The organism is Aeromonas sp. 602658 (assembly GCF_049173005.1).
Taxonomy (GTDB): domain Bacteria; phylum Pseudomonadota; class Gammaproteobacteria; order Enterobacterales; family Aeromonadaceae; genus Aeromonas; species Aeromonas veronii_A.
Genome location: NZ_JAAKRF010000028.1, coordinates 25,787 through 47,908 on the forward strand (window position 1 = coordinate 25,787; position 22,122 = coordinate 47,908).

Sequence of the window (22,122 nt, forward strand, 5' to 3'; positions counted from 1 at the left end):
GGCCTGTCCTTAGCTCTTGCGCGGCGGACGACGACGGTTGTTGCTGTTGCCACCGCCCTGACGATCCCGCATGTTGCGGTTCACCGGCTGACGGTTGCGGAACACCCGTTTCGGCGGGGTCACATCATCCAGCAGTGCTTCGCGATCATATTTGCTGACCGGAATGGCATGGTGGATGTACTCCTCGATGGCTGGCAGGTTGAAGGCATAGTCTTCACAGGCCAGGCTGATGGAGTGACCGCTCTTGCCGGCACGACCGGTACGACCGATACGGTGTACATAGTCTTCGGCGTCGTCGGGCAGGTCATAGTTGAAGACGTGGGTCACGTCAGGGATGTGCAGACCACGGGCGGCCACGTCGGTGGCGACCAGAATATCGAGCGCACCCTTGGTGAAATCCTCGAGGATCTTCATCCGCTTCTTCTGCGGCACGTCACCGGTCAGCAGGCCGACGCGGTGGCCGTCATTCTCCAGCCACGCATGCACGTCTTCACAGACATGCTTGGTGTTGGCGAAGACGATCGCTTTCTCCGGCCACTCCTCTTCCATCAGGGAGAGCAGCAGCAACATCTTGTCTTCGTTGGAGGGGTAGAACAGCTCTTCCTTGATCCGCACGCCGGTCATCTGCTCAGGCTCTACCTGCACATGTTCCGGATGGTTCATGTGTTCGTAGGCCAGCTCTTGCACGCGCAGGGAGAGGGTGGCTGAGAACAACATGCTCAGACGCTCGGTCGCGGGCGGCATGCGGCGGAACAGGAAGCGGATGTCCTTGATGAAGCCCAGATCGAACATGCGATCAGCTTCGTCCAGTACCACGACCTGAATGTTGCTCAGATCGATCACCTTGGATTTGAAGTAGTCGATGATGCGGCCGGTGGTGCCGATCAGGATGTCGACGCCCTGCTCCAGCACGGCCAGCTGCTTGTCGTAACCTTCGCCACCGTAGGCGAGGCCGAGTTTCAGGCCGGTAGAAGCGGCGATGTTGTCGGCATCGTTATAGATCTGTACTGCCAGTTCCCGGGTGGGTGCCATGATGATGGCTCTGGGTTGGTTAACCAGACGGGGCTTGGTCAGCGGGTGAGTCAGCAAATAGTTGAATGTCGCGGCCAGGAAGGCAATGGTCTTGCCGGTTCCTGTCTGGGCCTGACCGGCGAGGTCATGACCTTCTACCAGCAGTGGCAGAGACAGTGCCTGGATGGGGGTGCAATAGTGAAATCCCTTTGATTCCAGACCAGCCAGAACTTCGGGTTCGAGGCCCATTTGGGCGAATTTGTCGGTCGTTAAGTGTGTTTTGCTCATGGCGGTAGGTTATCAGGTTAGGCTTGCAATAATAAACAGGATCATTTCAAATAGGGCAACTATTGCCTTTATTGACGAGTCAATAAAGCCTTATTTACTGACTGGAGTTGGAGATGAGTGACAAGATTGTTCAGCTGAGCGATGCCAGCTTCGAGGCAGATGTAATCAAAGCCGATGGCGCCGTTCTGGTCGACTTCTGGGCCGAGTGGTGTGGTCCGTGCAAGATGATTGCCCCGATCCTGGAAGAAGTTGCCCAAGAGTACGAAGGTCGCGTGACCGTAGCCAAACTGAACATCGACCATAACTCTGATACTCCGCCGAAGTACGGCATTCGTGGTATCCCGACCCTCTTGCTGTTCAAGAATGGCGAAGTGGCAGCGACCAAGGTCGGTGCTCTGTCCAAGACTCAGCTGAAAGAGTTCCTGGACGGCAACCTGTAATAATCGAAGAGGAGCGCATTGCAATAATGCGCTCCTTCTGTTTTATCACCTAGACGCTCACCCCGATTGGTGCTAATTTATCGCTCGTTTGCTAACCTTTTTGCCTGACTCTTTGCTCACACATCAGCCTGGCAAATCAAATCCGATCAGCATCAATCCAGCAGACTGTCTCCTCATTTCAATCCTTGCTTACAGACTTTCACCACTATGAATCTGACTGAATTAAAGAACACTCCTGTGTCCGAGCTGGTCAAGCTTGGCGAATCCATGGGGTTGGAAAATCTGGCTCGGGCGCACAAGAAAGATATTATTTTTGCAATCCTCAAGGCGCACGCCAAGGGTGGTGAAGATATCTTTGGCGACGGTGTGCTGGAAATCCTGACCGATGGTTTCGGCTTCCTGCGCAGTGCAGACGGCTCCTATCTGGCGGGCCCTGACGATATCTACGTCTCCCCGAGCCAGATCCGCCGTTTCAACCTGCGTACCGGCGATACCATCTCCGGCAAGATCCGGCCACCGAAAGAGGGCGAACGCTACTTCGCACTGCTCAAGGTCAATGAGGTCAACTACGACCGTCCGGAAAACTCCCGCAACAAGATCCTGTTTGAAAACCTTACCCCCCTGCATGCCAACGAACGTCTGCGCATGGAACGGGGTAATGGCTCTACCGAAGATATCACCGCCCGTGTACTGGACCTGGCTTCCCCCATCGGTAAAGGCCAGCGCGGCCTGATCGTGGCGCCGCCCAAGGCCGGTAAGACCATGCTGCTGCAGAACATCGCCCAGAGCATCGCCTACAACCACCCGGACTGTGAACTGATCGTTCTGCTGATCGACGAGCGTCCGGAAGAAGTGACCGAGATGCAGCGCATGGTGAAGGGCGAAGTGATCGCTTCCACCTTCGACGAGCCTGCTTCCCGTCACGTTCAGGTTGCCGAAATGGTGATCGAGAAGGCCAAGCGTCTGGTCGAGCACAAGAAAGACGTAGTGATCCTGCTGGACTCCATCACCCGTCTGGCCCGTGCCTACAATACCGTTATCCCGTCATCCGGCAAGGTACTGACCGGTGGTGTGGACGCCAACGCCCTGCACCGTCCCAAGCGCTTCTTCGGCGCCGCGCGTAATGTGGAAGAGGGCGGCAGCCTGACCATCATCGCCACCGCGCTGATCGATACCGGCTCCAAGATGGATGAAGTCATCTACGAAGAGTTCAAGGGTACCGGCAACATGGAACTGCACCTCTCGCGCAAGATTGCCGAGAAGCGTGTCTACCCGGCCATCGATATCACCCGCTCCGGCACCCGCAAGGAAGAGCTGCTGACCACTGGTGACGAGCTGCAGAAGATGTGGATCCTGCGCAAGATTGTCCACCCGATGGGCGAGATCGACGGTATCGAGTTCCTCATCGACAAGCTGGCGATGACCAAGACCAACGACGAGTTCTTCGACGCCATGCGGCGCCAGCAGAAGTAAGTCAGGTCAGAAAATGACGAAACCGCGGCCCTGGTCGCGGTTTTTGTTTATCTGTTTTCCGGTTGCCCTAGTAGTATGAGATCCCGATGTCGCATGGATGGAGACGTCATGAAGCCTGTTGTCTGGTTATTGCTGGGATTGCTGAGTGCAATGCCAGTCTGTGCGCAGAGTGCTCCGGCTACGGTGACAGCCGAGACGCTGCAGACTCACCAACGCTATCTGGCGGGCCGTCTGCAGCAAGGACAATTTGCCGCCATCGACTCTCTGCTGGCGACCCTGAGCCGCGAGCAGCGGGAGTTCCTGCTGTTGCAGCTGCTGCGGGATATTCCCGCTACCGCTCCTGCGTCCCCCGCGTTGCAACTCTGGGTCGAGGCACAGGCCGACAAGGCTCCCGAGTGGCTGCAGGAGCAGCAGGTAGACGGTTTTCTGGTGCAGCAACCTGTCTACGATTTTGCCGCGCAGGCCCGTCAGTTGCTGGGCGAATGGCAACTGCACTCATTGGTGCAGCGCTATCGGCAACAGCTTGCCCAGGGCAGCTTCCCGCTAAAGTCCATTTACTACAGCAGTAACCCCGATCTCGCCATGCAGCAGCAAGCCCTGTTACTGGCCCTCGACGCCTTGCCGCAATCGATCTGGATGCGGGAGGCGCAAGCGCTGGCCAGCCGGAATATCTATCTGCCCGACAATCAGCTGTTGCTCCATCTGCTGCTGCGCACAGGTGAACCGGCGCTCTATGGCATGTTGTGGCGGCGGCCGGCAGATCAGGATGCGCTGCGCGCACTCGCCACCATCAACCGCTTCCATCATGGCAATACGGCCAGCTCCCTGCTGATTGCCGCCAGCGGCAATCCCGGTTTGAGAGAGCCGGCCCTGCGCCAGCTGAGCGCCCTCTCTCCTTTGCCGCCACAAGCCCAGAAATACCTGCTGGCCGAGCTCTCCAACCGCCAATACGGGGCGCTGGTGGCCGGTCTATTGATGGAGGTGGATGAACCTCAGTTGCTCTCCGGCCTTGCCAGACGCCTCGGCCAGCGTGCTCTCCCCCCCGCAGCACCGAGTCTGTTGCCCGATTCGGGTACACCCGATGAGCAGCCAGGGTTATAATGCGTGACCTCCTGAACCCGGTTGGGAACTTGCATGAAATACAAGGATTTGCGTGATTTCATCGCGCAGCTGGAACAAAACGGACAACTCAAGCGCATCACCCGCGAGATAGATCCCTATCTGGAGATGACCGAGATCAGCGATCGCACCCTGCGTGCGGGTGGCCCGGCTCTGCTGTTCGAAAATCCCAAAGGCTACACCATGCCGGTGCTGACCAACCTGTTCGGCACCCCGGATCGGGTTGCCATGGGCATGGGGCAGCCCGATGTGGGCGCACTGCGTCAGGTCGGGGTCTGGCTCTCCTATCTCAAGGAGCCCGAGCCGCCCAAGGGATTCAAGGAGCTGATGGAGAAGCTGCCGATCTTCAAGCAGGTGCTCAACATGCCGACCAAGCGCCTCTCTTCCGCCCCCTGCCAGCAGGTGGTGCAGGAGGGCGATGCGGTCGATCTCGACCAGATCCCGATCCAGCACTGCTGGCCCGGCGATGTGGCACCGCTGGTCACCTGGGGCCTCACCATCACCCGCGGCCCCTACAAGAAACGCCAGAACCTCGGCATCTATCGCCAGCAGAAGATCGCCAAAAACAAGCTGATCATGCGCTGGCTGGATCATCGTGGCGGTGCCATCGATTTTCGCGAGTGGCAGGAGGCCCACCCGGGCGAGCGATTCCCGGTGGTGGTGGCACTCGGTGCCGATCCGGCGACCATTCTCGGCGCGGTGACGCCGGTGCCGGATACTCTCTCCGAATATGCCTTTGCCGGTCTGCTGCGCGGCAGCCGTACCGAGGTGATCAAGGCCATCAGCTGCGATCTGGAGGTGCCCGCCAGCGCCGAGATCGTGCTGGAAGGCTATCTGGAGCCGGGGGAGATGGCGCCGGAAGGGCCCTATGGCGACCACACCGGTTACTACAACGAGGTGGACGAGTTCCCGGTCTTTACCATCACCCACATCACCAAGCGGCGCGATGCCATCTATCACAGCACCTACACCGGCCGTCCGCCCGATGAACCGGCGGTACTGGGTCTGGCGCTGAACGAGGTGTTCGTGCCGCTGCTGCAGAAGCAGTTCCCCGAGATTGTGGACTTCTATCTGCCGCCGGAGGGGTGCTCCTACCGGATGGCGGTGGTGACCATCAAGAAGCGTTACCCGGGCCACGCCAAGAGGGTGATGCTGGGAGTCTGGTCATTCCTGCGCCAGTTTATGTACACCAAGTTCGTGGTGGTGTGTGACGATGACGTCAACGCCCGCGACTGGAAGGATGTGATCTGGGCCATCACCACCCGGATGGACCCGGCACGGGACACCACCTTGATCGAGCATACGCCGATCGACTATCTGGACTTCGCCTCGCCGGTCTCCGGCCTCGGCTCCAAAATGGGGCTGGATGCCACCAACAAGTGGTCGGGCGAGACCAATCGGGAGTGGGGTCAGCCCATAGTTCAGGATGAGGCGGTGAAGCAGAAGGTCGATGCCATCTGGGATGAGCTCAATATCCTCGGATGAGGCAAACATGACAGCTTTGCTGCAAAAAGTGATGCGATCCGCACTGATTTGAGTATTCTCGACTGACGGGGCCAGGGCTGCTGGTCGTCACTCCATAGTGAAACAATGAGCGAAGCGGGCCGAGCGAGCCCGCCACAAGGACAAGAATGCAACGTATCAAATGCCGCGTAGAGGAACTGCGCGAATATGTCGACACCATCTGGCATGTGGCTCTGACGCCGCAGCAAGCGATCAGCTTCAAGCCGGGCCAGTATCTGCTGGTGGTGATGAGCGATTCGGACAAGCGCCCCTTCTCCATCGCCAACTCGCCGACCCGCCCGGGCGTGCTGGAGCTGCAAATTGGTGCCACTCCCGAGAACGCCTATGCCGGTCAGGTGCTGGCCTGCATGCGCGAGCAGGGGGAGATCGAGGTCGAATTGCCGGCTGGCAAGGCGTTCCTGCGCGATGAGTCTCCCCGTCCGCTGATCCTGATGGCGGGCGGCACCGGCTTCTCTTACGCCCGCTCCATTCTGGAATATCTGATCGACACAGGCAGCAAGCGCCCGGTGTTCTTCTACTGGGGGGTACGTCAGGCTCACTGGCTCTACGAACTGGAGCAGATGCAGCAGTGGGAGCGTGACTATGCGCCGCTCACCTTTATCCCGGTGGTGCAGGAGCCGGATGCTGACTGGACCGGCAAGAGCGGACTGGTGCACAAGGCGATCATGGATGACTTCGTCAGCCTCCACGACTACGACATCTATGTCGCCGGTCGCTTCGAGATGGCGGGGGCCGCGCGTGAGGAGTTCAAGATCCTCGGCGCCGAGCCGGAGCGCATCTTCGGTGACGCCTACGAATTTATCTGACGGGATCCCCGCTTGGATGACGCAGCCCCCGGTTTTGCCGGGGGCTTTTGTTTTTGGGTTGTCGCAGTACCGGATCGCCCAGAATGGTTGGATTATCGCGGCGTTATCCCATTATTTTTCAATATTTTGACTATGAATGGCTACTAATCAAACGTAGCTGATGGCATCTTTGTGAGGGATTGACAAGATCATCTATAGAGCAAGCACAAGGGGGCGTAGTGTTGAGTGAAGAGGGCAGGGCATCTGCGGAGGATGACAGGGGAGAGACCGGCTCTGTCGAGCGGGTCGCAACGCTGATCCCGTCCCCTCATGGCGGTGAAATGGCCCGTTTGCAGGCAGAGATCGCCGCTTTGAAGCATGAAAACGGCCTGTTGCAGGAGAAGCTCAATGCCGCCCTCGATGGCACCGGCATCTGTCTCTGGCAGGGCACCATTCCCACCGGCGAGCTGCGGGTCTTCAATCTGCAGAACTTTCAGGCCGGTGACATGGCCCCTCATTTCGATCAGTGGAGCGCCAAGCTCCATCCCGACGATCGCGCCCATGCCATGGGCAGCTACTTTGCCCACCTTGAGGGTAAAACCCCCTTCTATGAAGCCGAATACCGCACAATCAATCCGCAAGGCGAGGTCACCTGGCTGTGGGATCGTGGTCGCGTCGTGGAGTGGGATGATGAGGGCAGGCCATTGCGGATCATGGGCTCCCATATCGATATCACCCAGCGCAAGGCTTATGAGCAGCGGCTGGCAGAGCGTGCCAACTGCGATGCGCTCACCGGCCTGCTCAACCGGCAGGGATTTGGCAAGGCGTTCGCTCTACAGCCGCCACAAGGGACGGGGGCACTGCTCTTTATCGATCTGGATGACTTCAAGGGGATCAATGACCAGTTGGGCCACGCTTGTGGTGATCAGGTACTGCAGCAGATGGCGGAGTGGTTGCGTCTCATTATGCCGGGTTCTGCCCTGTGCGGCCGTTACGGCGGTGACGAGTTTGTGGTTTATCTGCATCGTGATGTATCAAACCATGCTCTGGCTCATCTGGCCGATGCCCTGATCTGCCGGATGCATGGTTACGTGCCCAAACCCGGTTGCCCGCAGCGGGTGGGGCTGAGTATCGGCATCGCCCTGTGGGAGGAGCAACCATTGAGCTTCCGACAGGCATTGGAGGTGGCCGACCGGGCCATGTACGAGGCCAAGGCGCGCGGCAAGCGGGCCTGGTATCTGCTTCAGGTGTGATGCTTTTTACAGGTTCAATACAAAGCAAAAACCCCAGCTGAGCTGGGGTTTTCGTTATTCGCCTTTGGCGCCGAGCTGCTGCTCGAGCTGAGCCAGCTTGCTTTCGAGGGCGGCCAGTTTTTCCCGGGTACGCAGCAGCACCTTGGTCTGCACGTCGAACTCTTCACGGCTGACCAGATCCAGCTTGCCCAGCTGCGCTTGCAGTACCTGACGCATCTTCTTCTCGGCCTCTTCACCCATGCTGCGAATGCCGGGTGGCAGGGAGTTGTGCACCTGCTTGGCGATCTCTTCCAGTTTCTTCGGGTCGATCATGATGTCCTCCTTAAGCGTTGGCGGACATTCTACCGACAATTCCCTCACTTTGCCGAGATCGCGGCGGCTTTTTAGTCGTGATGGTGCCCGCTGGCTGGTCGGGTCTGGTTAATCACTCACTGTTGTTACCCTTGCGCCCCTTTGTTGACGTAAAACCTTGATTCTCTCCACAAACCTGAGCAGAAGATGACCAACATGAGTCTCGTTGGTTGTTGGTTTTATGTTAACGTATTGCAGTCGCGGTCGTGATGGCCTCGTTGGCTGGTGATGGATAACAACCCTATAAAAAGAGAATAAAAAATGAAGAAGAAGCTAATTTATGCAGCTGTTGTCAGCGCTCTGCTGAGCGGATGTGGTGGAGATGACAACAAGGGAGATACTACCAGCTCCCTGGACTATGCCCTGAGTGGAGCCAATGGACTTCGCCCGAGTGTGCTGGCCCCCCGCGCCAGCGATGGTACCCTGAAGTTTTCGACAGAAACTGCTGATCTGTCGAACCCGGTATCTGCCCTCTCCACCCTTGATGGCTGGTCAACCACCCAACCCGTCCAGCTGGTACCGGCGACCGTGACCGGTGTCTCTGTGCCGGCCCCGGCGGCCAGCGAGTATGTTTCTGCCATTGCGCCCCTCTACCTGCTCGAGCTCACGCTGGATCCGGTCACTCTGCAACCCAACGGAGTCAAGGGCGGCAAGCCACTGGTTTATGGGGCCGACTTTGTGGTCACTGGCGGGGACGGCAAGCTTAATCTGGTTCCGCTCAAGCCGCTCAATCCCTCTTCCTACTACATGATCGTGGCGACCGACTCCCTCAAGGACAGTCGTGGTACGCCGCTCAAGGCCGGTGGTGATTACAGCAACTTCAAATCGACGGCTGGTGCAACCGCGCAGGAGCAGAGCATCAGCAGCCTGATTGCGCTGCAGGAAGCGTTGTTCAAGGCCGCTACCGGGATTACTGGCGATCGGGTGATCTTCTCCGACTGGTTTGCCACCCAATCTGGCGCCGATGTGCTGCTGGCTGTCAAGGGAGCTGCGGCCACCGTGTTGCAGAGCCCGACCCTGGATGCCGCATCGTTGTGGAAGCAGGACGCCAAAGGCAACACCAACCTGCCGGGGACCTATACGATTGATGCGCTCAATGGCGGGGTACCCTTCCTGACCCAGCTGGCGAACGAGCCATTCTTGCCTCAAGATGATCGGGATGCGATTGCTGCCGCTGTCGCTGCCAATGCCACATTGAACGGCATCGCGGCGGTGACCAAGGTGTATACCGGTGCCGTCAAGCTCCCTTACTTCCTCTCTACTCCAGCGATAGCTGGCTCATGGGACAAGGCCAAGACCCAATCCTGGCATGGCGCCATTCCCAGCCTCTATGCCATCGCCAACGCGCTGAAAGCGGGTGATAGCGAAGTGATCGGTGGGCTGGTAGGCGCCGGAGTGAATCCGGATCTGCTGGGTGAGCTGATTGCCGATCCGAGCCGTCAGGCCGATCTGCTGAGGGAGGCGAGCAAGCTGATCGGGGTGACCCTCACCTCGGGTGGCAAGCCGCTGGATGCTGAGCGCAATATCGGTCGTTTCAACCCGCTGCCGACCCTGACCGAAGTACAATCTGTACCGCTGCGGATCTTTGCCCCCACCACTGACCTCAGCACTGTCACCGATGTGATCATCTATCAGCACGGGGTCACCTCCATCAAGGAAAACGCCTATGCGCTGGCGCTGAGCCAGATAGGTGCCGGGTTAGACCCATCAGTGAACAAGGTGGTTGCTGTGGTGGTGATCGATCACCCGCTGCACGGTGAGCGTGGCTATGCCCTGAGTGGCAGCATGGATACCGTCACCACCTCCGAGAACCCGACTCCCTATCTGAATTTGGGTTATCTGACGGTGGCGCGGGACAACCTGAAACAGAGCGTGGCCGATCTGCTTGGCCTTCGCCTGGCTGTCGGTCTGGCCAATGCCAAGGGGCTGGGTGGCCAATTGGGTGGTGCTGGTCTGAAGGTGCATTTCCTCGGTCACTCACTCGGTGCCATTACCGGGGCCAATCTGCTGGCTGTTGCCAACCAGACCACCGGCAGTGCTCAGGCTGATGCCCTGTTCAAGTTCGATACCGGCGGTCTGGCGATGCCGGGTGGCGGCATCGCCCCGCTGCTGCTCCACTCGCCGAGCTTCGGGCCGACCATCAAGATGAGCGTGCTCACCTCGGGCAGTCCTGAGTTGAAGGCCGGGTTTGAGGCTTATGCTCCCGGTTGCCAGACGGGGGTGCCGACCTGTTTCGTGAACGAGTTCCTGCCCAGTCTGGATGCGGCTACTCAGGCGGGGGCTGCGAGCACCTTGCAGAGCTATACCTTTGCCGCCCAGTCAGTGCTGGACTCTGCGGACCCGATCAATCTGGGCAGTGGCGTCGCCAAGAGCTTCCCGCTGTTCGCCACCGAAATTGTTGGTGATGGGGCGCTCAGCTTACCGGATCAGGTGATCCCCAACAGCATCGCCTCCGCGCCTTTGGGTGGTACCGAGCCGCTGTTCCGGGTACTGGGTTTGCAAGAGCTGAAGGGTTCCGGCGTGCTCCCGGCGGGTCACCATGCTGCGCGCTTCCTGAAAGGGGGCCATAGCTCGCTGCTGGCCCCTGACGAGAACTTTGATCCGACTGGCGCGGTCACCACCGAGAGCCAGACCCAGTTCGCCAGCTTCTTTATGAGTGGCGGTGCGGCGGTCAAGGTGACTGACGACACCCTGCTCAAGCAGTAACTGCGCAGACCATAAGCAAACGCCGCCCTTCGGGGCGGCTTTCTCGTTTCTGAAACTGCTGAATAATCAGGTCGGCTGGTGGTTGCGATCCAGCCAGCCTTGCAGCAGGCCGGCCAGCAGACCGGTCAGGTGGGCGATGTTGGCGGTGCTGGTTCCGAGCATGTCGAAGAAGCCGAGCACCATCCAGAACAGCATAAAGCCCATCAGCGCCGGTGGCAGAGTCAGGCCACAGGCCGGTTGCAGCTTGCTGCGCAGCCAGCAGTAGCCGAGCAGGGCATAGACCACGCCGGAGAGGCCGCCAAACAGCGGGCCGCTGGCGAAGAACTCGGCGATATTGGGCAGGGCGGCGCCCACCAGCAGCAGGATCAGCAGCTTGCCGCTGCCGAGGCGCTGCTCGATCTGACCGCCGAGATACCACCACCACAGCAAGTTGAACACCAGATGGAGCACCGAGAAGTGGATCAGGGCGGGGGTGAAATAACGCCATGCCTGCCAGTCGGTGAACTGGGCCAGCGTCGGGTGGAATGCCAGTTCATCGTAGATGGGCAGGCCGATGGCCTCGATGCCGTAGATGGCGAGACAGGCGATGATAACCACCAGCGTCAGTGGCCCCGCCTGATGGAGGAAATCGGTGATGGGGTCCGTCATCCCCTTGCTGTAGTCGATGCGAGCATCGGCGCGGCCGGATTGCCAGGAGGCTTCCATATAGCGCGGGTGGCCCGGCTCGGCCAGAAAGCGCTTCACCTCCAGCTGGGCCTGAGCGAGGCGTTGCTCGTCCGCCAGCCAGATGGTGACCCCCAGCTCGGACTGGGTCAGCTCGCAGGAGATCCCTAGCGTCGCCAGATAGTCCACCAGCGCCTGCGCCATGCGGGCGTTGTCGAGCACCAGCAGCTGGATCATGCCTCGCCTGCCTCGATGGGAAACTCCCTGCGCCACGCCTCGAAGCCGCCATCCAGACTGTAGACCTCGTCATAACCCTGTTGCAGCAGGTATTGGGCCGCCCCTTGACTGCTGTTGCCGTGATAGCACATCACGATGACCGGGGTATCGAAATCCACTTCATTCATAAAGCGCACCAGGGTGCCATTGGTGAGGTGGAAGGCGCCGACCGCGTGGGCCGCTTCAAAGGATTGCGGGTCGCGAATATCCACCAGACGGGCTTCACCCGCGCTCAGTTTCTGGTGGGCATCATGGGCATTGATATGGGCAAACTGGTCCATCGGGATGTCCTGCGATTAGGTTGATTACGGGCCAGTGTACCGCAAGCTTGGGCGCAAACTAACCCCACAAAAGATAAGGGAGCCAGCGGCTCCCTTGTTGATATGGCATGCGGGTCAGTGGGTTAACCGCCCAGATAGGCCTGCCGCACTGCCGGGTTGGCCAGCAGGGCGGCGCCCGTGTCTTGCAGCACCACGTGGCCGTTCTCCAGCACATAGCCGCGGTCGGCCAGCTTGAGCGCCTGGTTGGCGTTCTGCTCCACCAGAAAGATGGTCATCCCCTTCTGGCGCAACTGCTCTATGGTGTCGAAGATCTGCTGGATGACGATGGGGGCCAGCCCCAGCGAGGGTTCATCCAGCAGCAGCAAACGCGGTTTGCTCATCAGGGCGCGGCCGATGGCCAGCATCTGTTGCTCGCCGCCGGACATGGTGCCTGCCCGCTGTTCCAGCCGTTCGTGCAGGCGCGGAAACAGGGTGAACACCTGATCCAGCAGGCCATGCTGCTCGGCCTTGTCGACGAAGAAGGCGCCCATCAGCAGGTTCTCCTCCACCGTCAGGCGGGCGAAGATACGGCGCCCCTCCGGCACCACGGCGATATCCTTGCGCATGATGCGGGCGGTGGTGAGGGTGCTGATCTGTTCCCCCTCAAACCAGATGGAGCCGCTGCTGGGCTTGGGTTCACCGCAGAGGGTCATCAGCAGGGTGGTTTTGCCAGCGCCGTTGGCGCCGATCAGGGTGACGATTTCCCCCTCTTTCACCTCGACGCTGACATCGTGCAGTGCCTGAATTTTGCCGTAGTGGGTCGATACGTTGCGAAGTTCTAACATCTTTTTGTCCTTACGACTCGCCCAGATAGGCCTTGATCACTGCCGGGTTGTTGCGGATCTCATCCGGCTTGCCGTGGGCCAGCGGGGTGCCCTGGCTGACCACGAAGATGCGGTTGGAGATGCCCATCACCAGCTTCATATCGTGTTCGATCAGCAGCACCGAGACACCGAATTCGTCCCGCAGGCTCATGATGAGCTCGTCCAGTTCGTCGGTCTCCTTCGGGTTGAGGCCGGCAGCCGGTTCATCCAGCATCAGCAGCTCGGGACGGGTCGCCATGCAGCGGGCGATCTCGAGGCGGCGCTGCTGACCGTAGGCCAGATTACCGGCAGCGCGGTTGGCGAGATCCTTGAGGCCCACTTTATCCAGCCAGAAGGCGGCCCGCTCCAGCCCCTCCTGCTCGGCACGGCGGAAGGCCGGGGTCTTGAACAGGCCGGCGATAAAGCTGGTGTTGAGGTGCTGGTGCTGGGCAACAAGCAGGTTCTCCACCGCTGTCATCTCCTTGAACAGCCGCACATGCTGGAAGGTACGCACAATCCCCTTGCGGGCAATGAGGTGGCCGGGCAGCCCCTGGATCTCCTCACCCTTGTAGCGGATGGTGCCGCCGCTCGGGCAGTAGAAACCGGTCAGGCAGTTGAAGATGGTGGTCTTGCCCGCGCCGTTGGGGCCGATGATGGAGATCACCTCGCCCTTGTCGATATCCAGTTTTACCCCGTTGACGGCCAGCAGGCCCCCGAAGCGCATCGACAGATCAGAGACTTCCATTAACTTCTGATGAGTACTCATTTCTTCAACTCCAGATGCGGACGGGTCATCGGCAGCAATCCTTGTGGCCGCCAGATCATCATGAACACCATCAAGAGGCCGAACATCAGCATGCGGTACTCGTTGAATTCGCGGGCCAGCTCCGGCAGCACCGTCATCACGATGGCGGCCAGCACAACCCCGATCTGGGAGCCCATGCCCCCCAGCACCACAATCGCCAGCACAATAGCCGATTCGATAAAGACGAAGGATTCCGGGCTGATAAAGCCCTGCCGGGAGGCAAAGAAGCTGCCGGCAAAGCCCGCGAAGGTGGCGCCTATGGTGAAGGCGGTCAACTTGATGATGGTGGGGTTGAGCCCCAGCGATTTGCAGGCGATCTCGTCCTCCCGCAGCGCTTCCCAGGCGCGGCCAAGGGGCATCCGCAGCAGGCGGTTGATGACGAACAGGGTCACCACCACCAGCACCAGCGCCATCAGGTAGAGAAAGATCACCTTGTGGTTGGCGTTGTAGGTAATGCCGAAGAAGTTGTGGAAGGTATCAAAGCCCCCATCCTTGACGGTGCGGTTGAACTCCAGCCCCCCCAGCGTCGGTTTGGGGATGCCGGATATGCCGTTCGGGCCGCCGGTCAGGGTGGTCATGTTGTTGAGCAGGATGCGGATGATCTCGCCAAAACCCAGGGTGACGATGGCCAGATAGTCCCCCCGCAGCCGCAGCACCGGGAAACCGAGCAGGAAGCCGAAGGTAGCGGCCATCAGCCCGGCGATGGGCAGGCACTCCCAGAAGCTCAGTCCGAAGTAGGTGTTGAGCAGGGCATAGCTGTAGGCACCGACCGCGTAGAAGCCGACATAGCCGAGATCGAGCAGACCGGCGAGGCCGACCACCACGTTCAGCCCCAGCCCCAGCATGATGTAAATCAGGGTGAGGGTGGCGAGATCGATGGCGCCGCGAGAAGCCATAAAGGGCCAGCTCACCGCAAACAGCAGCACCAGCACGGCGGTGAGGTTATAGAGCTTGGGCGCCTCTTCCGGGCTCGGCAGCACCAGCTTGGTGAAGCCGACCGAGAAGCCGCTGATGGAGGCCTGAAACAGCTTGGCAATCTGGCCGCGCAGCATCTGGAACCAGAAAACAATGGTGGCGCCCCCCAGTAGCCAGGCCAGCGACACATCGAGGCGGCTCACTACCTGCAGGCTGGAGCCATCGGTCTCCAGCTTGAAGCCGAGCAGCCAGAAAGAGAGCACCAGCAGCACCAGGCTGGCGATACAGGCGTGGATCAATTGATGTTTCATCACACTTTCTCCACTTCCGGACGACCCAAGATGCCAGTAGGCATAAAGAGCAGCACAAAGATGAGCAGGGCAAACGCCATCACATCTTTGTACTCGGTGCTGAGATAACCGGCGGTGAGCGCTTCAACCACCCCCAGCAGCAGGCCGCCCAGTACGGCGCCCGGAATGCTGCCGATACCGCCCAATACTGCGGCAGTGAAGGCCTTCAGACCGGCCATAAAGCCGAGGTAGGGGTTGATGACGCCGTAATACATGCCGAGCAGCACCCCGGCCACGGCGGCCAGTGCAGCCCCCAGCACGAAGGTGATGGAGATGACTACATGGGTGTCGATGCCCAGCAGGTTGGCCATCTTGATATCTTCCGAACAGGCGCGGCAGGCGCGGCCCATGCGGGAGCGGCCGATGAACTGGGTCAGCGCCAGCATGGTGATGAAAGTCACCACGAAAATGATCAGCTGCATATAGGAGAGGCTGGCCTGAAAACCATCCTCACCCCCCAGGGTCCAGCCACCTGAGATCAGGCTGGGCATGGCGATATCCCGCGAGCCCTGAGCCATGCGCATCATGTTCTGCAAGAAGATCGACATGCCGATGGCGGAGATGAGGGGGATCAGCCGGTTGCCACCGCGCAGTGGCCGGTAGGCGACTCGCTCGATGCTCCAGCCATAGGTGCCGGTGATGATGATACTGACCAGGAAGGCGCCCCCCAGCAGTAGAAAGGTGCTGTCGATGCCCATCATCATGAGCCCCGCCATCACCATGAAAGCGACATAGGAGCCGATCATGTAAACCTCGCCGTGGGCGAAGTTGATCATGCCGATGATGCCATAGACCATGGTGTAGCCAATGGCGATCAACGCATAGGTGCTGCCTATGGTTAATCCGTTCAGCAGTTGCTGAACGAGATAAAGGAGGTGTTCGGACATACTGCGTTCCCTGTACTTGCCCGCAAAGAGAGGAGGGGGTGAGCGTACTCACCCCCGATCGGCAGATTATTTGACTTGGCTGGAAGTACCGTCAGCGTGCCACTGGAACACACCAAATTCGAAGCCTTTCAGGTCACCGTTAGGTGCCCAGGTCAGGGGGCCCATCACGGTATCGATCGGTGCGGCCTTGATGGCGGCGGCAACGGCGGCCGGGTCATCTTCACCCGCCTTGGCGATACCGGCAGCCAGGCTCTGCACCGCGGCATAGGTGGTCCAGACGAACGGGCCGGAGGAGTCCTGACCCTTGGCCTTGAACGCTGCGACCAGCGGGGCGTTGGCAGGTACCAGATCGTATTTGTTCGGCAGGGTCACCAGCAGGCCTTCGGAAGCCGGGCCGCCGATGGCGGAGATATCCTTGTTACCGACCCCTTCCGGGCCCATGAACTTGGCTTTCAGCCCCTTCTCGCCAGCCTGACGCAGGATCAGGCCCAGCTCAGGGTGATAGCCGCCGTAGTAGACGAAATCGACGTTCTCTTTCTGCAGCTTGGCGATCAGGGCGGAGAAGTCCTTGTCACCGGCGGTGATCCCTTCATAGGCCACCACCTTCACGCCAGCCTTGTCGAGTGCGGCTTTGACGCTGGAGGCGATACCTTCACCGTACTGCTTCTTGTCGTGGATAACGGCCACGCGCTGGGGTTTGACCTGCTCGATGATGTACTTGGCGGCAGTCGGGCCCTGATCGCTATCCAGACCTATGGTGCGCAGGGTCAGCTGGTAACCGCGTTCGGTGATCTTGGGGTTGGTGGAGGCGGGGGTAACCATCAGGATCCCCTCGTCTTCATAGATGTCGGAGGCGGGCAGGGTGTTGTCGGAGCAGAGGTGACCGACCACGAACTTGACGCCATCATTCACCACCTTGTTGGCGATGGCTACCGCCTGCTTGGGATCACAGGCATCGTCATAGATGACGGCTTCGATCTGCTTGCCATTGATGCCGCCAGCCTTGTTGATCTGCTCGACCGCCATCTTGCCGCCGGTGAACTGCATGTCCCCGTACTGGGCAACCGGGCCGGTGAGCGGGCCTGCGATACCTATCTTGATTGTGTCTGCCGCGTGTGCGATGGAGATCGATCCAAACAGAGCCAAAGAAACCGCTGCGCTTACTGTAATTTTGCTCAACTTATGCATTGATTCGTCCCTTAATCAGTGGATTGTTTCATTTACGAGTGCCATTCCGGATCGACATCCCGTGCATCCGGCTATAGGTATGGTTCTATCATTCCTCACGGGGCAATAACAAGCTGTTAAAGATACTAACCAGAGGGGGTGGGGTGGGCTTATTTTGAAATAAATGACCTGTCATTTGTGTTTAATTGGAATTTAGTATCGATTCTTCGCCTTAACATCTTGGTAACCAGAGGTGATTATGATGAAGCACAGAGGATTAGTCTGGTGATATTTTACTCTGATGGTGCTCCCATTTTGACCATTAATCGTTTGCGCAAACAGAAATGAGCGCCTAAATTAGCCGGCATTGACAATTCCGTGGCAGAGCCCGTTAAAACCAAGCCTTTATTCGGGAAATCTGCTAATGTTCCGCCTTTGACAGTCAGGAGACAGAGATGGCCACTATCAAGGATGTCGCCTCGCGCGCAGGCGTATCCATCTCCACCGTCTCACATGTGCTCAACCACACTCGGCGGGTCAGCGAAGACGCGACCCAGAAAGTGATTGAGGCGGTGGCAGAACTCAACTACGCGCCCAACTCGGTAGCGCGCAGTCTTAAGATAAATTCGACCAAGACCATTGGCATGCTGGTCACCACCAGCGTAAACCCCTTCTTCGCGGAAGTGGTGCAAGGGGTTGAAGCGTACTGCTTCGAACAGGGCTACAGCCTGATCCTCTGCAACACCGAAAACCAGCCGCCTCGCCAACAGCATTACCTGAGAATGCTGATGGAAAAACGGGTGGATGGTCTGCTGGTATTGGGGACCGATATCGACACTCCGTTGCGCGACATGCTGCGCATCCACAAGAACGTGCCGCAGGTGGTACTGGATTGGGGGACGGAGTGCGATTTCGCCAACGTCATCAACGACAACGCCCGCATCGGCGCCCGCATGGCCGTACGCCATCTGCTGGAGCTGGGGCACCGCGACATCGTCTGCATCACTGGCCAGCTCTCCAAGCCGACCACCCAGCAGCGGCTGGACGGGGTACGTGATGCGCTGGGCGAGCACGGTCTGACCCTCAAAGATGAACAGGTCTTTGAAGGGGATTACGAGAGCCAGAGCGGCTTCGATGCCATGCAGCGCATTCTGGCCCTGCAGCCTCGTCCGACCGCGGTCTTTGCCTTCGACGATCCCATGGCGATCGGCGCGATTTGCGCTGCCTGGGAAGCGGGAGTCAAGGTGCCGGACGATATCTCCATCATCGGCTACGACGATGTGGAGATGGCGCGCTTCTCCAGCCCGCCGCTGACCACCATCCGTCACCCGAAGGCGGAATTGGGCCAGCTGGCGGTGAAGCATCTGGTCAGCCGGATCCGCAACAAGGAGCTGGAAGTGGAATCGATGACGGTACAGCCGGAGCTGATCGTCCGTCGCTCGGTCAAACCGTTGCGTTAATCCGCACCCGTTGCCAACACGAAAAACCCCCTCTGTCACGAGGGGGTTTTTGTTTATGGGCAAGGTGAGGCAATTCCTGAAGATTGAGACAAGGGAGTTGGGCGATCTGGTGCAGATTGCCCAACTCCCCTACCCATGCAGATCAAAATAATCAACTCAAATGTTAGTTATCCTTGCTGCCGGATCCGGATGTAGGCAGTGGGGGATGCATGAGCGTGATTGAAGCGATAACCATGGTGGCCGGTATGGTTTATCTGGTGTTGTTGGCGTGGCAGGTGCGCACCGGCTGGCCGGGGCGTCTTGCGCTCGGCCTGCTGGGGCTGGTCTGGTTGCTGGCGGCCGACAGCCTGCTCTGGCTCGCACTGGGGACGGTCACCGCCGTGCTTGCCCTCCGGCATCAGAGGCGGCCGCTGCCCGTGTTCGGGGCGATCGACAGTCAGCAGTTGCGGGCAGGCACTCGCCATCTGCTGCTGCTCTGCTGGGGGCTGGTCACAGTGCAATACAGCCTGCATATCTGGCAGTTGGGACAGGGGATGAGCCCCTGGCTGGTGCGCCCGGACGTGGTGGATGCCTTCCTGCCCATCGCCGGTGGCCTCGGGCTGCGGGCCTGGTTCGCGCAGGGGTTGGTGGATCCCCACCATCCGGCGGCCACCGTCACCGTACTGGTACTCTCCCTGTCGGCCCTGCTGCTGGGGCGGGCGTTCTGTGCCTGGTTCTGTCCGCTCGGGCTGGTGGGGGAATGGCTACATGGTCTGCGCCACCGGTTGCTGCCGGGGGAGTGGAGCCCGCCGCGCTGGCTGGATCTTGCCCTGCGCACCCAGAAATTTCTGGTGCTCGGCTTTCTGCTCTTCATCATTCTGCTGGCGGTGCCGGCTGCTGCCCTGCCCGGCTACTTCACCAGCCCCTACCATCAGGCGGCGGATATGAAGATGGGGGCTTTCTTCTTCAACCTGACCCTGATCTCGGGTCTGTGCCTCGGCTGGGTGTTGCTGCTTACCGCGACCTTTCGTCAGGGATTCTGCCGCTACCTTTGCCCCTATGGCGCCTGGCTAGCCCTGCTGGGGCTACTGACGCCGCTGCGCATTCGCCGTGACTCGGCCCGCTGCCTGCGAAGCCAGGGTCATGACTGCGACAAGTGCAGCCGGGCCTGTCCATCGCGCATTGCGGTGCACCAGCTTATCGCAGTTCGCAGCCTGGAGTGCACCGGCTGCCTGAGCTGCGTGGCCGCCTGCCCCAAGCGGGTCGAGGCCCTGCACCTTGGCAGCAAGGTGCATCGGCTTGCACCGAGCCGTTTGCTGGGGCTGCTCTGCCTGTTGCTGCTGGTGCTGCCGTTGCTCGCGTATGGCCTGCTGGAGATCTGGGTCAGCCAGACGCCGCTGGCGATACGGGCTCACCTGATGCAACTGTTGCCACAGCTGACCCATTAACCGGGGAAGGTGACAGTGTGACCATGGCGCAAGGTCACAGGGTATGCACATGGACACCCTTGGGTGTCCGTTTTCTTTATTCGGGCGGGAGTGGGCTGAGGGGGAGGCAGTGCAGACCGACTGGCTTACAGGCTGGCGAAATCCACCTCGGGCAGGTTTTCAAAGCCGGGGCCGGCAAACAGATAGCCCTGCATCAGGCTGACGCCCATCTCCCGCAGGCAGGCCATCTCTTCGCGGGTCTCGATCCCCTCTGCCAGCGGGATGATCTGCAACTCGGCAAACAGCGCCAGAGAGTGGCGCACTATGGCTTGCCGGGTCGGGTCATGGTCGATGCCGCGCAGCAGGTGCATATCGAGCTTGACGATGTTGGGGTGAAAATTGGCCAGCAGGTTGAGGCCCGAGTAACCGGCGCCAAAGTCATCGATCGCCGTCTTGAAGCCGAGCGCCTGATAGTGATCGACGATACCGCGAAGATGCTGGCTATCCTGCACCTGCTCCACCTCGGTCAGCTCGAACATGATCTGCTCGATGGGGAAGAGATGCTCGCGGGCCGCCTGCAGGGTGGTGCGGATGCAGCGCTCCGGGCGGTAGACCGCATTGGGCAGAAAGTTGATGCTCAGCATGCCCCGCATATCGAGCCGGGCGGCCAGCGCGATGGCCTTGATGCGGCACAGCTGATCGAAACGGTAGCGATTGCCATCGTTGACCCGGGCAATCACGCTCTGCGCCGGCTCGTTGTTGATCCCCCGCACCAGCGCCTCGTAGCCGAAGATGGTGCGCTGGCTGCAATCGACGATGGGCTGAAAGGCCATGGTGAAGTCGAAGTCGAGATCTGCTTTTTCCTGACACAGCTGGCAGATGGCGGGGGATGGGGCGGCAGGTATATCCATGACTTTCCTCTTGGGCGTGGCGGCGCTGGGCACTGTCTCAAATGATAACAGCTCATTACCCCCCTGTAGGTTCGATTAGCGAAGCGTAATCGGACGAACGAGACGATTTGATCGTACAGTAGAGGTGGCCAACCGGAGGGGAGAATTCGGCTGGCCGTGATGGCGGGAGAATCCATTTACGCGAACGTCCGATTACGCCTGACGGCTAATCGAACCTACGGGCTAATGATTATATTTATTCTTTGCCGCTGCTTCTTGTTGTCTATTAATGCGCATTTCGAGTTCGTCAGCTAATCCTTTTGGTATCGTATCTGATTTTCTTGGAAAACGTTCTTCTGGTGGGGTTCCTCTTCCAATACATCCGTTTTCAAAGTTTATTTCTGTAATTGCTGAACAGCGGTCAGCATTTTCGCGTAGTAGATAAAATAACTGACCGGCATCAAGAGATATAGCCTGAACGGAAAATCTCCCATCTGACTGGAATAAATGGAAACGAATTTCAGTCCGAGGTGCTGGTTGGTTTTTATTGACGTATGTGAGCATTTCCAAAGAGCTCCGATAAGAGTCATCTTCATCTAAAAGTGGAATTATATCGAAGGTTAATAACTGACTTCCGGGATGTAGTATGGCATCAGAATCATTCCTAAGTCTCACTTTTGTCGCTGCAGCTAAGTATTCACTATCAACCCATGCTTTTATTAGCGATGCAGGGGCATCACCATGATTCATTGCAACTACTCTTAGTGTTGTTCCATCGAATGATGGCATTGTTAATGTTGCCTCAGATGTAGGCTTATGAATTATTTTATAGACAGCAGGAGCTGCAATGCCAATAACAGAAATAAGAGCGGTGAGAAGGGCAAGAGCGGTATTTGAGAATGGGATTAAGCTCCTCCAATCTTGATAAGAATTACATGTTGAGCATATTCGAGCACCCGATGGAATATCGGATTTACATTGTTTGCAATGTGATTCCATTTTAGTAGCATTTTTGGTCACGAGACCCCAATAGTATATTTAATAAAAAGGCGCCTCGCGGCGCCGTTTTTAATATCACTTACTCAACCAAGATCACTGCAGCAGCGAGATATCCGCGACTTGCAGGAACAGGTTGCGCAGGTTGTTCAGCAGTGCCAGACGGTTGGCCTTGAGGGCCTCGTCGTCGGCCATCACCATCACTTCGTTGAAGAAGGTGTCGACCGGCTCGCG

General features: G+C 59.0%; 20 protein-coding genes. 9 read left to right on the plus strand and 11 right to left on the minus strand.

The window, feature by feature from the left end:
• Nucleotides 1-9: 9 nt before the first annotated feature.
• Nucleotides 10-1,299 carry an ATP-dependent RNA helicase RhlB gene (gene rhlB / locus G5253_RS16145; RefSeq protein ID WP_266135502.1) on the minus strand — a complete coding sequence of 430 codons (1,290 nt, stop codon included), beginning with the start codon at nucleotides 1,297-1,299 and terminating at the stop codon, nucleotides 10-12.
• A 113-nt stretch (nucleotides 1,300-1,412) separates the two neighbouring features.
• Between rhlB and trxA the strand changes: the two genes are divergently transcribed.
• From trxA to G5253_RS16175, 6 genes are all read left to right on the plus strand, one after another.
• Entirely contained in the window at nucleotides 1,413-1,739 is a 327-nt protein-coding gene (trxA, locus tag G5253_RS16150; RefSeq protein WP_005339416.1) for a thioredoxin TrxA, read from the plus strand.
• Between the two features lie 207 nt (nucleotides 1,740-1,946).
• Nucleotides 1,947-3,212 carry a transcription termination factor Rho gene (gene rho, locus G5253_RS16155; RefSeq protein WP_005342418.1) on the plus strand — a complete coding sequence of 422 codons (1,266 nt, stop codon included), beginning with the start codon at nucleotides 1,947-1,949 and terminating at the stop codon, nucleotides 3,210-3,212.
• A 108-nt stretch (nucleotides 3,213-3,320) separates the two neighbouring features.
• The gene (locus tag G5253_RS16160; RefSeq protein ID WP_266135503.1) at nucleotides 3,321-4,313 is read left to right on the plus strand and encodes a hypothetical protein; all 993 of its coding nucleotides are present in this window, start codon (nucleotides 3,321-3,323) and stop codon (nucleotides 4,311-4,313) included.
• 33 nt (nucleotides 4,314-4,346) lie between these two features.
• Nucleotides 4,347-5,816 carry a 4-hydroxy-3-polyprenylbenzoate decarboxylase gene (ubiD, locus tag G5253_RS16165; protein ID WP_266135504.1) on the plus strand — a complete coding sequence of 490 codons (1,470 nt, stop codon included), beginning with the start codon at nucleotides 4,347-4,349 and terminating at the stop codon, nucleotides 5,814-5,816.
• Nucleotides 5,817-5,962: 146 nt separating this feature from the next.
• Nucleotides 5,963-6,661, plus strand: coding sequence for an NAD(P)H-flavin reductase (gene fre, locus G5253_RS16170; protein ID WP_266135505.1), 699 nt, complete (start codon nucleotides 5,963-5,965; stop codon nucleotides 6,659-6,661).
• Nucleotides 6,662-6,879: 218 nt separating this feature from the next.
• Nucleotides 6,880-7,893 carry a GGDEF domain-containing protein gene (locus tag G5253_RS16175; protein ID WP_266135506.1) on the plus strand — a complete coding sequence of 338 codons (1,014 nt, stop codon included), beginning with the start codon at nucleotides 6,880-6,882 and terminating at the stop codon, nucleotides 7,891-7,893.
• A 54-nt stretch (nucleotides 7,894-7,947) separates the two neighbouring features.
• Here the strand turns inward: G5253_RS16175 and ubiK are convergent, their stop codons facing one another.
• Entirely contained in the window at nucleotides 7,948-8,205 is a 258-nt protein-coding gene (gene ubiK / locus G5253_RS16180; protein ID WP_005339429.1) for a ubiquinone biosynthesis accessory factor UbiK, read from the minus strand.
• Between the two features lie 300 nt (nucleotides 8,206-8,505).
• Here ubiK and G5253_RS16185 point away from each other — a divergent pair, with 300 nt between their 5' ends.
• Nucleotides 8,506-10,950 carry a VolA/Pla-1 family phospholipase gene (locus G5253_RS16185; protein ID WP_266135507.1) on the plus strand — a complete coding sequence of 815 codons (2,445 nt, stop codon included), beginning with the start codon at nucleotides 8,506-8,508 and terminating at the stop codon, nucleotides 10,948-10,950.
• Nucleotides 10,951-11,016: 66 nt separating this feature from the next.
• Here G5253_RS16185 and glpG read toward each other — a convergent pair whose 3' ends face one another.
• The 7 genes from glpG to G5253_RS16220 all read right to left on the minus strand — a co-directional run bounded on the left by glpG (nucleotide 11,017) and on the right by G5253_RS16220 (nucleotide 17,157).
• A complete protein-coding gene (glpG, locus tag G5253_RS16190; protein ID WP_236297786.1) occupies nucleotides 11,017-11,850 on the minus strand; it encodes a rhomboid family intramembrane serine protease GlpG in 834 nt (277 codons plus the stop codon).
• Nucleotides 11,847-12,170, minus strand: a complete 324-nt coding sequence (gene glpE, locus G5253_RS16195) for a thiosulfate sulfurtransferase GlpE (protein WP_005355913.1) — start codon at nucleotides 12,168-12,170, stop codon at nucleotides 11,847-11,849. The genes glpG and glpE overlap by 4 nt, the downstream gene beginning before the upstream one ends.
• A gap of 122 nt (nucleotides 12,171-12,292) precedes the next feature.
• Nucleotides 12,293-12,994: an ABC transporter ATP-binding protein gene (locus G5253_RS16200; protein ID WP_266135508.1), complete on the minus strand. Its 702-nt coding sequence runs from the start codon at nucleotides 12,992-12,994 to the stop codon at nucleotides 12,293-12,295.
• A 10-nt stretch (nucleotides 12,995-13,004) separates the two neighbouring features.
• Nucleotides 13,005-13,778 carry a high-affinity branched-chain amino acid ABC transporter ATP-binding protein LivG gene (gene livG, locus G5253_RS16205; RefSeq protein WP_005339435.1) on the minus strand — a complete coding sequence of 258 codons (774 nt, stop codon included), beginning with the start codon at nucleotides 13,776-13,778 and terminating at the stop codon, nucleotides 13,005-13,007.
• The gene (locus G5253_RS16210) at nucleotides 13,775-15,043 is read right to left on the minus strand and encodes a high-affinity branched-chain amino acid ABC transporter permease LivM (protein WP_216952426.1); all 1,269 of its coding nucleotides are present in this window, start codon (nucleotides 15,041-15,043) and stop codon (nucleotides 13,775-13,777) included. The genes livG and G5253_RS16210 overlap by 4 nt, the downstream gene beginning before the upstream one ends.
• Nucleotides 15,043-15,969, minus strand: coding sequence for a high-affinity branched-chain amino acid ABC transporter permease LivH (livH, locus tag G5253_RS16215; protein WP_005339439.1), 927 nt, complete (start codon nucleotides 15,967-15,969; stop codon nucleotides 15,043-15,045). Before livH ends, G5253_RS16210 begins: the two co-directional genes overlap by 1 nt.
• A gap of 66 nt (nucleotides 15,970-16,035) precedes the next feature.
• Entirely contained in the window at nucleotides 16,036-17,157 is a 1,122-nt protein-coding gene (locus tag G5253_RS16220; protein WP_005342436.1) for a branched-chain amino acid ABC transporter substrate-binding protein, read from the minus strand.
• A gap of 434 nt (nucleotides 17,158-17,591) precedes the next feature.
• Between G5253_RS16220 and G5253_RS16225 the strand changes: the two genes are divergently transcribed.
• A complete protein-coding gene (locus G5253_RS16225; RefSeq protein WP_005355925.1) occupies nucleotides 17,592-18,596 on the plus strand; it encodes a substrate-binding domain-containing protein in 1,005 nt (334 codons plus the stop codon).
• 209 nt (nucleotides 18,597-18,805) lie between these two features.
• On the plus strand, nucleotides 18,806-20,023 hold the full coding sequence (locus tag G5253_RS16230) for a 4Fe-4S binding protein (protein WP_266135509.1): 1,218 nt from the start codon (nucleotides 18,806-18,808) through the stop codon (nucleotides 20,021-20,023).
• A 125-nt stretch (nucleotides 20,024-20,148) separates the two neighbouring features.
• Here the strand turns inward: G5253_RS16230 and G5253_RS16235 are convergent, their stop codons facing one another.
• Nucleotides 20,149-20,913 (minus strand): EAL domain-containing protein, encoded by a 765-nt coding sequence (locus G5253_RS16235; RefSeq protein ID WP_266135510.1) that lies wholly within the window; start codon nucleotides 20,911-20,913, stop codon nucleotides 20,149-20,151.
• A 222-nt stretch (nucleotides 20,914-21,135) separates the two neighbouring features.
• The gene (locus tag G5253_RS16240) at nucleotides 21,136-21,912 is read right to left on the minus strand and encodes a hypothetical protein (RefSeq protein WP_266135511.1); all 777 of its coding nucleotides are present in this window, start codon (nucleotides 21,910-21,912) and stop codon (nucleotides 21,136-21,138) included.
• Nucleotides 21,913-22,122: the final 210 nt, after the last annotated feature.

Excerpts from the sequence above, each read along its gene's own strand:
- rhlB (WP_266135502.1), bottom strand. The coding sequence starts at position 1,299 with ATGAGCAAAACACACTTAACGACCGACAAATTCGCCCAAATGGGCCTC.
- trxA (WP_005339416.1), top strand. The coding sequence starts at position 1,413 with ATGAGTGACAAGATTGTTCAGCTGAGCGATGCCAGCTTCGAGGCAGAT.
- rho (WP_005342418.1), top strand. The coding sequence starts at position 1,947 with ATGAATCTGACTGAATTAAAGAACACTCCTGTGTCCGAGCTGGTCAAG.
- G5253_RS16160 (WP_266135503.1), top strand. The coding sequence starts at position 3,321 with ATGAAGCCTGTTGTCTGGTTATTGCTGGGATTGCTGAGTGCAATGCCA.
- ubiD (WP_266135504.1), top strand. The coding sequence starts at position 4,347 with ATGAAATACAAGGATTTGCGTGATTTCATCGCGCAGCTGGAACAAAAC.
- fre (WP_266135505.1), top strand. The coding sequence starts at position 5,963 with ATGCAACGTATCAAATGCCGCGTAGAGGAACTGCGCGAATATGTCGAC.
- ubiK (WP_005339429.1), bottom strand. The coding sequence starts at position 8,205 with ATGATCGACCCGAAGAAACTGGAAGAGATCGCCAAGCAGGTGCACAAC.
- G5253_RS16185 (WP_266135507.1), top strand. The coding sequence starts at position 8,506 with ATGAAGAAGAAGCTAATTTATGCAGCTGTTGTCAGCGCTCTGCTGAGC.
- glpG (WP_236297786.1), bottom strand. The coding sequence starts at position 11,850 with ATGATCCAGCTGCTGGTGCTCGACAACGCCCGCATGGCGCAGGCGCTG.
- glpE (WP_005355913.1), bottom strand. The coding sequence starts at position 12,170 with ATGGACCAGTTTGCCCATATCAATGCCCATGATGCCCACCAGAAACTG.
- G5253_RS16200 (WP_266135508.1), bottom strand. The coding sequence starts at position 12,994 with ATGTTAGAACTTCGCAACGTATCGACCCACTACGGCAAAATTCAGGCA.
- livG (WP_005339435.1), bottom strand. The coding sequence starts at position 13,778 with ATGAGTACTCATCAGAAGTTAATGGAAGTCTCTGATCTGTCGATGCGC.
- G5253_RS16210 (WP_216952426.1), bottom strand. The coding sequence starts at position 15,043 with ATGAAACATCAATTGATCCACGCCTGTATCGCCAGCCTGGTGCTGCTG.
- livH (WP_005339439.1), bottom strand. The coding sequence starts at position 15,969 with ATGTCCGAACACCTCCTTTATCTCGTTCAGCAACTGCTGAACGGATTA.
- G5253_RS16220 (WP_005342436.1), bottom strand. The coding sequence starts at position 17,157 with ATGCATAAGTTGAGCAAAATTACAGTAAGCGCAGCGGTTTCTTTGGCT.
- G5253_RS16225 (WP_005355925.1), top strand. The coding sequence starts at position 17,592 with ATGGCCACTATCAAGGATGTCGCCTCGCGCGCAGGCGTATCCATCTCC.
- G5253_RS16230 (WP_266135509.1), top strand. The coding sequence starts at position 18,806 with ATGAGCGTGATTGAAGCGATAACCATGGTGGCCGGTATGGTTTATCTG.
- G5253_RS16235 (WP_266135510.1), bottom strand. The coding sequence starts at position 20,913 with ATGGATATACCTGCCGCCCCATCCCCCGCCATCTGCCAGCTGTGTCAG.